This is a genomic window from Streptomyces sp. NPDC001348, from assembly GCF_053597535.1.
In genome coordinates this window covers 21497-33835 of the sequence record NZ_JBSFIK010000069.1, presented here as the reverse complement: position 1 = coordinate 33835, position 12339 = coordinate 21497, and the positions used below count along the sequence as shown (strand labels likewise).

Here is a 12339-nt window from a genome sequence, read left to right as displayed (position 1 = left end):
CGAGGCCGCGGAGGCCACGGCCGTACACCTCGACCGGACGCTGGAGGACTACCGGCGGGAGATCCAGCGACGCCTGTTCGGCTGACCGCCCTGCCGGCAGGTGCCGAAAGGGCCGTACGGCAAGGCGGCACGGCCCCTCGAAGGCCGGTCGCGGAGTCCCCGATTCCCTGAGACCCTTGACGGCCGCGCTCTGACTGCGTAGACATGTCAGCGCAGTCATACGAGCCGGTACCACCATCGGTCGCGAGCATCCGGAGTCACCATGAGTCGAGGCGCAGGACGGGGCGGCAGTTCCGGCCCACCGCGCAGCGTGGATGTGGCCCGGCTGGCGGGCGTGTCCCAGAAGACGGTGTCCCGGGTCTACAACGACGAGCCGTACGTCTCCGCGGAGGTGCGCCGCCGGGTGCTGGAGGCCGGTGAGGAACTCGGCTACCGGCTGAACAACGCGGCCCGCGCACTGGCCTCCGGACGCACCCGCTCCATCGGTGTGGTGACGCTGGGAACCGCCCTGTACGGCCCCGCCTCCCTGATCATGGGGGTCGAGCGCGCCGTACGGGACACCGGCTACGCCCTCCGCGTGGTCAACACCGTGGAAGGCGACCCGACGGGCGTCGCGGGGGCCGTCGACTCGCTGCTCGATCAGGGCGTGGACGGCATCGTCATCTCCGAACCGATCGACGACGGACACGGCGAGGACTTCTCCACCCGCGGTGACGTACCGGTCCTCGTCCTCGGGGCGCCGGCCCTGTCCACGCCGAGAACGCTCGCCGCCGGCGTCGGCGCCGATCTGATGGCGCGCGCGGCGACCGAGCACCTGCTGGAACTGGGGCACGAGACCGTCCACCACCTCGCCGGCCCGCAGCGCTGGTACGCCGCCCGGGACCGGCTGGAGGGCTGGCGGTCGACGCTCGCCGCGCACGGCAGGCGGATACCGCCCGTGGCCGAGGGCGACTGGTCTGCCTCGGCCGGATACGCCGCGGGCCGTGAACTGGCCGCCGACGGCGACCTGACCGCGGTGTTCGCCGCCAACGACGACATGGCGATCGGGCTCATCCGCGCGCTGGCGGAAGCCGGCCGGCGCGTGCCCGAGGACGTCAGCGTCGTGGGCTTCGACGACAACCCCGTCGCCGCCTACGTCACCCCTCCGCTCACCACGATGCGTCAGCCCTTCGACACCGTGGCGCAGGAGGGGCTCAAACGCCTCGTGCACTCCATCGAGAACCCCGACGCGCCCCCCTTGCCGGCCACTGAACCACCGGTCGACCTGGTGATCCGCGCCTCGACCGCACCCCCGCCGTCCCGGAAGACCCCGGACCACGGCCGGTCCGTCGCTCCTTCCCCGAGTGAGGGCAGATCCGTCCCGCCCCTGGGCGGAGGCGCATCCGCTCACGACTGATGGCCCACGGGGTGTTGACGAGGTCCGCCTCGTCGTGACCGGGTCCCTCATCTCCGTCATTCCGCTCGTCGTCGCCTTCCTGCTCCTGCAGCGGTACTGGCTAAGCGGTCTGGCCGCCGGCGGCGTCAAGCAGTGCCCCCCCGCCGACCACAGCGCCGACACCCGGACCCACCCCATCGACTCCCCGGAGGTTCCCCCATGGCGGTTCTGCCCGCTCACGTCCTCTTCGGCGCCGCGTACTACCACGAGTACACGCCCGCCTACGACCCCGGACTGCGGCCCGGCGAACAGCTGAAGACCGACCTGGACCTGATGGCCGAAGCGCACTTCACCGTGATCCGGGTCGGCGAGTCGGTCTGGTCCACCTGGGAGCCCGAGAACGGCCGCTTCGACCTCGACTGGCTCCAACCGGTCCTGGACGGCGCCCACGAGCGCGGCATCTCCGTCGTCCTCGGCACACCCACCTACGCGGTGCCGCCGTGGCTGGCCCGCCAGTACCCGGAGATCACGGGGGAGCGGCGGACGGGCGAGCGTATCGGCTGGGGCGCACGGCAGGAGGTGGACTTCACCCACCCGGCCTTCCGCTTCCACGCCGAGCGGATCATCCGGAAGATCGTCGCCCGGTACGCCGGCCATCCGGCGGTCATCGGCTGGCAGGTCGACAACGAGCCAGGCCTGCATCTCTTCCACAACCGCGGTGTCTTCCAGCGCTTCGTCGACCACCTGCGCGACAAGTACGGCGACGTCGAGACGCTCAACCGCGAGTGGGGCCTGGTCTACTGGTCGCACCGGCTGTCCGACTGGTCCGACCTGTGGACCCCGGACGGCAACGAACAGCCGCAATACGACGTCGCCTGGCGGGAGTTCCAGGCCCGGCAGGTCACCGAGTTCATCGGCTGGCAGGCGGACATCGTGCGCGAGTACGCCCGCGACGGGCAGTTCGTCACCACCTGCATCTCCTACACACGGCAGGGCGTGGCGGACGCCGAACTGGCCGCACGGCTCGACATCGCTTCCGGCAACCCGTACTACGACATGCAGGACGGCCTCCTGCTGCCCGACCCCACCCCGGACGAGCACGAGCAGGGCTGGAAGACGACCGGAGTCTGGTCGATGTACCAGACCGCGGACTGGATGTTCTCCTCCCGCCAGGAGCCCTTCCTGGTCACCGAGACCAATGCGCATTCCATCGGCTACTGCTGGGACAACCGGCCCGGCTACGACGGCCAGTGGCGCCAGACGGCGTGGGCGCACGTGGCCCGGGGCGCCCGGATGATCGAGTACTGGCAGTGGCAGACCCTGCGCTTCGGCGCCGAGACCTACTGGGGCGGCGTCCTGCCGCACAGCGGGAAGCCCGGCCGCACCTACGCCGAAATCGCGCGTCTGGGCGCCGAGTTCGCCAAGGCCGGCCCCCTCGTCGCGGGGATCGAGCCGGACGCCGACCTCACGATGGTCTACTCGATGCCGAGCAAGTGGCTGATGCAGAAGTACCCGCCGCTGGCCAAGCCGAACGGTGAACCCGACCCCGCGGCCTACCACCGTGTCTTCGACCCCTTCTACCGGGGTGCCTTCGAGTCCGGCCGGCAGGTGCGGATCGTGCACGTCGGGCAGCTGGTCCAGGGCTCACCCCAGGAGGCGGCGCGTCGCCACCCGGTGCTGGTCGTGCCGGCGCTGTACATCGCCACCGACGCCGCCCTCGACTGGCTCACCTCCTACGCCCACGCCGGCGGCCACCTCGTCCTCGGACCCCGCACCGGATACGCCGACCACGAGGCGCGCGCCCGGCACGAAACGGCCCCCGGGCGTCTGGCCGAGGCCGCGGGGGTGCACTACGACGAGTTCAGCAACCTGGTGGGGACCGTACCGGTCCGCGGTGTGCCCGGCGGCGCGTTCGAGGTTCCCGCCGACGCGACCGCGACGCACTGGGCCGAAGGACTCACGCCCGTCGATGCCGAGGCGCTGGCCTCCTACGAGCACCCGCACTTCGGGCGCTGGCCCGCGGTCACCACCCGTATCCACGGTGCCGGCCGTGTCACCTGCGTGGGAACGGTCCCCGGCCGTGCTCTCGCCCGGGCGCTGGCCGCCTGGACGGCGCCGGACCCGCGCAGCGGTTGGCGGGACCTGCCCGAGTCCGTGACCGTCACGACCGGGACCTCGCCGGACGGGCGTCACGTCCATGTCGTCCACAACTGGAGCTGGGAGCCCAGGCGGGTCCCGTCCCCTGTCAGCCTGTCCGACGTCCTGAACGGCGATGACGTACCGGCCGGTGCGGACGTGGACCTGGGCCCGTGGGATGTCCGTGTCCTCGTCACCGAGTACGGCGGCACCACCCCGGACGCCTGAGCAGGCGTCCGTTTCCGACGTGCTCTTCGAAGGAGGAGTCATGCGGAGAAGAACCCCGGGAAGGGCGCTGGGAACCTTCGGCCACGGCGGCCGCGCTGCTGGCCGTCCCCGCGTCCGGCGCGCAGGCGTACAACCCGACCGGCGGGTTCCTCTACCAGCTCGGCGGTGATGCGTGCCTGAAGGGGCGAGGAAACCGCGCGGTCTACCCGAAGTCGGCCCGGTTGCCCGGCGGGCGGCTGGTGGCGTCGTTCGATAAGTCCACCGTTGTCCGAAGTCGGGCAGCGCCGAGGGGCAGTCGGCCGGGCATGCCGTGGCCGATGCCCACGATGAGCTGGGCGAGGGTGGCCAGTTCCATCGCGGCGAAGCCCGCATTGCGGATACCTGCGGGCAGGATGCCGATCCCGACGGTGAGGTCCGTGGTGGCGGCCAGGACGGTGGCGGCCTGTGTGACACCGCTGCGCCGGCCGAGGTCCTCCACCATCTGGACAGCACCGACCGACGACGTCCTGGCCGCCGGGCTTCGTCGTCCGGTCGGCGGATCGGGCACATCAGAGGAGACGAGCGCCATGCATCGGCCCCGTTTCTCCGGCACCAGGGCCCGGACGGGCGGCTATTGGTCCATCCCGCGTGCAACGGGCGCGCGGGACGGATGCCACCCTGACCGGATCACACCTTGTCCGCGACCTGACCACCCCGGCCTGTGGTGTCCGCTTTGGCGAAGACCTGTTCCGCGCGAACTCCCGGTCCACAGTTGGCACTGCCTGCAGCTCGGGTGTCCCCCAGGTGGCCGTGGCCGCCCTGCTCCTCGGCGGGTGCGCTCCGCCCTCCGGCGTACGCCGCCACCAACACGGCGGCCGCCTGGACGGCGCGAGCGACGGACGTGGGTGAATCATGGCCCTGACCAGGACGCCCCGGCGGTCAGGCGGTGCGCTGCTGGAACTGCTGGTTGGTGCCGGTGCCGCAGGGCCACTGGATGAGGCGGGCGCCGTTGGCCGCGGACGCGTCCTTCACGTCCAGGCATTTGCCGCTGTGCCGGGCGACGAGGTGGTAGTAGCCGTTGCCCTGATCCTGGAAGAGCCACTGCTGGTTGGTGCCGGTGGTGCACTTGTACTGGTTGACGTAGGCGCCGTCCGCGGTGGAGGCGTTCGAGACGTCCAGGCACTTGCCGCTGTGTTCGGCGACGATCTGGACGTAGCCGCCGCCGACGTCGGTGAGCCTCCACTGCTGGTTGAGGCCGCCGTTGCAGTCGTACTGCAGGATGACAGCGCTGTCGGCGGCGGAGTTGTCGGAGACGTCGACGCACCTGCCGCTGTGCCGGGCTACGAGGTTGTAGTACGGGCCGCCGCCCACGCCGGTGACGGTTCCGGCTGCCGTGTCGACGGCGATCTGCGGGTACCACGGCAGGTCCATGGTGGTGTTGGTGGGGAAGGTCAGCGGCAGCCAGACGTACTGGGAGTCCTCGACCGTGCCGCCCATGGAGTTGCCCCAGCGGTCACCCATGTACAGGTAGGAGGTGCCGGCGGTGCCCTGAACGGGGAGGACGAAGGCCGTCTGGGAGCCGTAGGCCGTGTCGTTGCCGACGTCGGTCATCGCGGTCCACGGGCCGGCCAGGCTGGTGGCAGTGGCGTACCGCTGCTGGTTGGGCTTCCAGCCGCTGTTGCCCGAGGTGAGCATGAAGTAGACACCGCCCCGCTTGAACAGCGCCGGCGCCTCGCGGTAGGTGCCGGGCCACGGGTTGGCGACCAGGCTGTCGACCCCGGTGTAGTCGGCGGTGAGCTTGAAGATGTCGAGGTCGGCGTTCTCGTTGGCGGAGGAGACCAGGTAGGCCGTGCCGTCGGTGTCCTTGTACAGGGTCATGTCCCGCGAGGTGATGCCGAGCGGCCGGAAGCTGCCCAGGTAGGTGTAGTTGCCGTCGACCGTGTCCGACACGGCGACGGCGACGCGGGCCTGGGTGTAGTCGGTCGCCAGTTCCTTGTGCATCCACATGACGTACTTGCCGGTGGTGCTGTTGTAGACGACCTTCGGCCGCTCGATGTTGGCGGAGGCGAGCTCGGCGGCGCTGCTCTGCGTGAGGACGTTGTTACGGAACTCCCAGGTCTTCAGGTCCGTCGAGCGGTAGACCGAGACGTACTTGAAGGAGTTGTCGGCGTTGCGGTTCTCGCCGAACCAGTAGTAGTACGAGCCGACCTTGATCACGCCGCCGCCGTGGGCGTGGACCACGGCGCCGGTGGTGTCGGTGAACTGGGTCGCGTTGGTCACGGTCACAGAAGCGGCCTGCGCAGGCGTGCCGGTGGCCAGCAGTCCGGACACGCAGACGAGTACGGCCGACAACAGCAAGCAGACACGACGGAGCATGGGGATTCCTTCGTCGACAGCCGGCGAGGGGGCAGAAGCCGGCGCCGGGTTCGGCTCTTCTCGGGTGGCGGCTCTTCCACCCGGAGACTTGGATAAATGTCAGAAGGTGTGTGTTTCTGCTGGAGCACGCTAGGGCCCGGCAGGAGCCTCGTCAACGCTTCGGGCGAATCCGACCTTGGGCTCCATGCCGGAACCGTCCTTTCGTATACATCCCATGTCTAGCTTGATCGCCGAGGCACCCCAGGAATCTCTCATGCGCTGATCAGAAAACTTGCGGCACAAGTCTGGACAGGAGCTCTATGCATGTTCGTTAATCCATCCAATGTCTTCGGGCGACGTCAGACGGAGAGCGGGACTCTCATGGCTCCCCGGATCCTCCGGTCGAGCCGCGTTGCCGTCTGCCCCAAGGCCGTCGCCCCGGGCGCCTTTCCGACGATCAAACAGGAGGAACCACGTTGCCGGAATCCATCTCACGCAGATCGGTGATCGCCGGCATGGCGGCCATGACGGTGGGCGCCGCGGTCGGCTCCCTCGCGCTGACAACACCCGCGTACGCCGCAACGGTCACCGACCCCCTGCCGCTCCCGCCCCTGCGCATTCCCAAGACCGACATGGGCCTGGAACAGCAGCCCGACTCCAAGATCCAGTGGCTGCAGGACGCCAAGCTGGGCATGTTCATCCACTGGGGTGTCTACTCGGGCCCGGCCAAGGGCGAGTGGTACATGCACAACGCCCCCGTGACACCGGAGAACTACAAGAAGTACGTCACCGACGCCACGAGTGAGCAGTTCACGGCGGACGCCTACGACCCGACGGCCTGGGCCCAGCTGGCCAAGGACTTCGGGGCGAAGTACGTGACGCTGACGACGCGCCACCACGACGGCTTCGCGCTGTGGCCGCTGAACCACCCGGGCAGCTGGAACTCCGGTCAGGCACCGCTCAGCCGCGACTTCGTCAAGGACTACGTCGCGGCGGTGCGGGCGGCCGGACTGAAGGTGGGCCTGTACTACTCGCCGATCAACTGGCGCTACCCCGGCTACTACGACGTGTACGGCACCAACTGCGCGCCCAACCCCTGGAACTACACCACCGACCCCGCGCACAAGGAGAACGCGCGGATCATGAAGACCGAGGTGTACGAATCCATCAAGGAGCTGGTCACTCAGTACGGCGTCATCGACGACCTGTGGTGGGACGGCGGCTGGCTGGCGGAGAAGGGCAGTGACGCCGACGCGGCCTTCTTCTGGGAGCCGGGCCAGTACCGGGACACCGCGAACCAGTGGCCGGTGGACACCACGTACGGCGAGACCGACGCCAGCGGCAAGCCGCTGGGGCTGATGGGCATGGTCCGCAAGCACCAGCCCGACATCGTCGCCAACCTGCGCTCCGGCTGGATGGGCGACTACATCAACGACGAGGGTCCCTCGGTACCCACCGGGGCGATCCGCACCGGCAATCTCGTCGAGAAGGTCTTCACCGTCGGCAGCTCCTGGGGCTACAACTCCGACGGCAAGGTGATGAGCTACGGCACCGCCATGAACATCCTGGTCAACTGCTGGGTGCGGAACATCACCGCGATGGTCAACATCGGCCCCGACCGGCACGGCACCGTCTCCTCCGGCCAGGCGAGCCTGCTGCGCCAGATCGGCACCTACATGACCGCCTGCGGCCAGTCCGTCTACGGCACCCGTGGCGGCCCGTGGAACCCGGTCGACGGGCAGTATGGCTTCACGTACAAGGACAACACCTTCTACGTCCACCTGCTTCCCGGCTACAGCGGCACCTCCTTCACCACCCCGTCGATCGGTGACGCCCAGGTCACCCGCGTCTTCGACGTGCGCTCCGGCACCAACCTGTCCTACACCGTCGGCGGTGACGGCCGGGTCGCCATCACCGGCATCGACCGCACCACCCACCCCCAGGACAGCGTCGTCGGCGTCACGCTCGACCGGTCCGTGCAGCCGGCCGACATCGCCGCCGGTAAGACCGCCACCGCCGACAGCGAGGAGAGCTCCAAGGGCAACACCGCCGCCAAGGCCGTCGACGGGTCCACCTCCACTCGCTGGTGCGCGAACAACGGCAACACCGGCCACTGGCTGAAGGTCGACCTCGGCTCGACACGCTCCCTCACCGGCACCCGCATCGCCTGGGAGCTGGACAACACCAACTACCGGTACAAGATCGAGGGCTCCACGGACAACACCACCTGGACCACCCTCGTCGACAACACGGCAACGACAAGCACCAGCCAGGTCCAGGCCGCCGTCTTCCAGGCGCAGGCGCGGTACGTCCGGGTCACGGTCACCGGTCTGCCCTCCGGAGTGTGGGCCTCGATCCGCAATCTGGAGGTCTACGACCGGCCCTTCGCCGCGGACCTTGGCACCTTCAAGTTGGTCAACCGCAACAGCGGCAAGGTGCTGGACGTCAAGGACGCCTCGACCCTCGACGGCGCCAACATCATCCAGTACCCCTGGGGCGGCACCAGCAGTACCAACCAGCAGTGGCGGCTGGTGCCGAACACCGACGGCTCCTACCGGCTGATCTGCGTCAAGAGCGGCAAGGCCCTGGAGAGCCCCAGCGGCTCCGCCCAGGGCGCCCTCCTCGACCAGGCAACGGACGCCTCGACCGACAACCAGTGGTGGACGCTGGTCCCCTCCAAGGCCAGCGGCTACTACCGGCTCGTCAACGTCCACACGGGATGGTGCGCCGACGTCAAGGACGGCTCGACCGCCGACAGCGCGTACGTGATCCAGTGGCCCATGAACGACGGCCTCAACCAGGACTGGCAACTTGTCGCACTGTGAACGCTGACCGTGGTGCCGGGCCGGCGTGCGGCCCGGCACCACGGTCAGCACCACCTCCATCGCTTCCGTCCCTCCCTCGACCCACAAAGGATCAGCGCCATGGGACTCCACGACGTGCGGCTCGACCGCAGACATTTCCTGACCTCAGCTGCCGTGACCGCCGGAGCCCTGGCGCTGCCCGGCCTCTGCGCCAACCGGGCATTCGCCGCCGTGCCTTCCCAGGTCACGCTCCCCGACCGAGGCATCTACGACACCACCACCGCGTCGGCGTGGACCGACGGGTTCATGACCGGCAACGGTGAATGCGGAGCCGTCTACCACGGTGCGCCGACGCTGGAGAAGGTCATCTTCAATCACCACCGGTTCGTCCTGCCCAACGGCACCCGCACCATGTCGCCCCTGGTGATCGCCGACCGGCTGGCGTCCGTGCGAGACAAAGCGCTGGCCGGTGACTACTCCGGAGCGCAGACGACCTTCGCGTCCGGCTGGAGCCTGCGCTGGACGCAGACCTACCACCCCGGATACGAACTACGGCTGAGCACCCCGGGCATGACCACCGTCAACGACTTCGCCCGCGTCACCGACTTCCGCACCGGCGAGGTCACCCACACCTGGACCGAGCAGTACGGCACGTGGAAGCGCCACGCGTTCGTCTCCCGCGCCGACCAGGTCATCGTCCACGAGCTGCTGCCCGCCACCGGCCGTACCGGCGACACCACCCTGAGCGTCAACACCGCACGCGACGGCGTCCCGACCAGCGTCACCTTTTCCACCACCGCGTCGGTCAGCAACGGCGACGGCTACCTCGGCCTGCGCGGCACCTATCCCACGGGCGGCGCCTACGGCTACGAAGGCGTCACCCGCATCGTCGCCACCGGCAGCGGCTCCTCCGTCACCGTCAGCGGGCAGACCCTCGTGGTCGCCAAGGGCCACCAAGGTGCTGCTGCTCACCAAGCTCGGCCGGTACGAGAATGCCACCGACTGGAACACTCAGCCCTTGCAGACCGCCCTGGCCGGCCTGACCGCCGACTATGCCACCCTGCTCGCCCGTCACGCTCCCCTGCACCAGGCGATGTACGACCGCTCAAGCATCGACCTGAACGTCTCCACCACCGACCGGCAGCTGTCCACCAGTGAGCTCATCGCGCGGCAGAACAGCAACACCTCCCTCATCGACATCGCGCTCCTGGAGCGGATGTACGACTCCGGAAGGTACTTCTTCGTCAGTTCCAGCGGCGTCCTGCCACCGCGCCTGACCGGCATCTGGACCGGCACCTGGAACGGCTCCTGGGCGGATGACCTCACCACCGACGCCAACGTCAACTTCCAGGTCGCGGGCGGCAACATCCTCGACCTCACCGACGCCATGCAGGGCTGCTTCGACCTCGTCCTCGGCCAGCTCGCCGACTGGCGTACCAACGCCCAGAACATCTACGGCAACCGCGGCTTCCTCGCCCCCATCCGTACCGACGGCGAGAACGGCCACATGCTCCACTTCGACGGCAGCTTCCCCGGGCAGGCCTGGATCGGCGGCGCGGACTGGCTGCTCTACCCGCTGCTGGAGTACTACCAGGTCACCGGTGACAGCACCTTCTACCGCACCAAGCCGGCCCCCGCCCTGATGGAACTGGCGCTGTTCTACGAGGACTTCCTCACCCGCACCGACTCCAGCGGCAAAGTCGTCTTCGTGCCCTGCTTCTCCGTGGAGAACCACCCCGGCAACAGCAACGCGTACCTGTCGATCAACTCAACCGGGGAGATCGCCGCCGGCCGGCACGCCCTCCAGGCTGCCATCGATGCCGCCAACACCCTCGGTGTCGAACAGGGCAGCGGCCAAGGCGTGGCACGCTGGACCGACCTGCTGGCCAAGCTGCCCGACTACCGCGTCAACAGCGACGGGGCACCGGCCGAGTGGGCTTGGCCCAGCCTCACCGACCACTACAACAACAACCACGCCCAGCACATGTACGGCGTCTGGCCCCTCCACGAGATCAACCCGGAGGACAAGCCCGACCTCGTCCTGCGCGCCCGCAAAGCTCCGGACCTACGGGGCGACGAGACGCAGGCGGCCCACGGCGCCATCCACCGGACCCTCGCCCGCGCCCGCCTCAAGGACGGCCCCGGCGTCTACGCGAACCTCCGCAAGATTCTCGGCAACAACATGGTCTTCAAGTCGCTGATGACATCGCACAACCCCAATCTCACGATCTACAACGCCGACGCGGCCAACGCCCTGCCCGCGATGCTCACCGAGTCCCTGATCTACAGCCGGCCCGGCATCCTCGAAGTCCTCCCCGCCCTCCCCGATCAACTCCCCAATGGCACCATCAAGGGTGTTCGGGGCCGTAACCGCATCCGCGTCGAGAGCCTCGCCTGGGACACCACGGCCCACACCGCCACCGTCGTCCTGACCTCGGACATCACCCAGGACGTCACCCTCGTCTGTCGACGCGGCATCACGTCGGTGACCACCTCGGCGACGGTCACCTCCTCCTCCCTCGGCAGCCACGCACGCGTCGTCTCCCTCACCGCCGGCACCAGGACGACCATCACCATCGGTCTGCTGACGGGCACGTTCCGCCTGGTGAACCGCAGAAGCGGGACGGTGCTCGACATCAAGGACGGCTCCACCGCCGACAGCGCACCCGCCATCATATGGACGTGGAACACCGGCACCAACCAGCAATGGCAGTTCCTGCCCAACCACGACGGATCCTTCCGCCCGGCGTGCGTCAAGAGCGGCAAGCTCCTCGAATGCCCCGGTGGGTCGACCACGCAGGGCCAGACGCTCGACCAGTCGACGGACAACACCGGAGCACACCAGTGGTCGAAGCTGGTCCCCGCCGCGAACGGTTACCACCGCATCGTCAACGTCAAGAGCGGGATGTGCGTGGACGCCCAGAACGGCTACACCGCCGACGGCACCCCGCTCATCCAGTGGCCGCCCAACACCGGCAGCAACCAGGAATGGCAGATCGTCGCCCTGTGAGCCGCCGTGCCGTAGCCCACAGCAGCACGCAGCACGCAGCAGTGTGGGCCTCACAGCCGGTGCCCGCCAGGACAAAAGCGCCCTGCTCAATGCCGAGCGAGCCCGCGCACGGCAGACCATCGACCTGGGCATGCCTTCCTTCTGCCACCCTCGCCGGACGCACCTCAACGACCGTCCGGCCCTAGCCAGAGCAGGCACCAACACAGGCAGGCGTTCGTGGTCGATGAAGCAGATTCCGGCACTCTGGAGCGCCGCTTTTTGAAACGGTATCGACGATGTCCGCCGCGACACCCTTACCGGCAGGAGCTCACTGGCAGGCGTGTGAGGGACCGGTGTGCCAACGCGCACGAGACCGAGCGCACCCCGTGGCCGCTGAAGGAGGACGACGTTCTCGCGGGACGCCCGGCAGCAGCGGTGAGGACTCTGGGAGAGCTCGGCCGCACGGAAACCGG

7 protein-coding genes and 2 pseudogenes are annotated in these 12339 nt (G+C 68.8%); 7 read left to right on the top strand and 2 right to left on the bottom strand.

Annotated features, from left to right (window positions below):
- From ACWC21_RS40010 to ACWC21_RS39995, 4 genes and pseudogenes are all read left to right on the top strand, one after another.
- Nucleotides 1–85 (top strand): annotated as a pseudogene (locus tag ACWC21_RS40010) (GntR family transcriptional regulator); the annotation flags it as partial.
- Nucleotides 86–262: 177 nt separating this feature from the next.
- On the top strand, nucleotides 263–1396 hold the full coding sequence (locus ACWC21_RS40005) for a LacI family DNA-binding transcriptional regulator (protein WP_450889570.1): 1134 nt from the start codon (nucleotides 263–265) through the stop codon (nucleotides 1394–1396).
- Between the two features lie 16 nt (nucleotides 1397–1412).
- Nucleotides 1413–1529 (top strand): annotated as a pseudogene (locus ACWC21_RS40000) (carbohydrate ABC transporter permease); the annotation flags it as partial.
- Nucleotides 1530–1594: 65 nt separating this feature from the next.
- Nucleotides 1595–3739 carry a beta-galactosidase gene (locus ACWC21_RS39995; RefSeq protein ID WP_450889568.1) on the top strand — a complete coding sequence of 715 codons (2145 nt, stop codon included), beginning with the start codon at nucleotides 1595–1597 and terminating at the stop codon, nucleotides 3737–3739.
- Nucleotides 3740–3941: 202 nt separating this feature from the next.
- On the opposite strand, the gene ACWC21_RS39990 is transcribed toward ACWC21_RS39995, so the two are convergent.
- Nucleotides 3942–4220: a hypothetical protein gene (locus ACWC21_RS39990; RefSeq protein ID WP_450889566.1), complete on the bottom strand. Its 279-nt coding sequence runs from the start codon at nucleotides 4218–4220 to the stop codon at nucleotides 3942–3944.
- Nucleotides 4221–4657: 437 nt separating this feature from the next.
- Nucleotides 4658–6094, bottom strand: a complete 1437-nt coding sequence (locus ACWC21_RS39985; RefSeq protein WP_450889564.1) for an RICIN domain-containing protein — start codon at nucleotides 6092–6094, stop codon at nucleotides 4658–4660.
- A 455-nt stretch (nucleotides 6095–6549) separates the two neighbouring features.
- Between ACWC21_RS39985 and ACWC21_RS39980 the strand changes: the two genes are divergently transcribed.
- The 3 genes from ACWC21_RS39980 (at nucleotide 6550) to ACWC21_RS39970 (ending at nucleotide 11887) form a co-directional block, all read left to right on the top strand.
- The gene (locus ACWC21_RS39980) at nucleotides 6550–8898 is read left to right on the top strand and encodes an alpha-L-fucosidase (protein ID WP_450889562.1); all 2349 of its coding nucleotides are present in this window, start codon (nucleotides 6550–6552) and stop codon (nucleotides 8896–8898) included.
- Between the two features lie 99 nt (nucleotides 8899–8997).
- The gene (locus ACWC21_RS39975; RefSeq protein WP_450889560.1) at nucleotides 8998–10035 is read left to right on the top strand and encodes a glycoside hydrolase N-terminal domain-containing protein; all 1038 of its coding nucleotides are present in this window, start codon (nucleotides 8998–9000) and stop codon (nucleotides 10033–10035) included.
- Complete coding sequence (locus ACWC21_RS39970) at nucleotides 9971–11887, top strand: glycosyl hydrolase family 95 catalytic domain-containing protein (RefSeq protein ID WP_450889574.1); 1917 nt, start codon at nucleotides 9971–9973, stop codon at nucleotides 11885–11887. Before ACWC21_RS39975 ends, ACWC21_RS39970 begins: the two co-directional genes overlap by 65 nt.
- The last annotated feature ends 452 nt before the right edge of the window (nucleotides 11888–12339 follow it).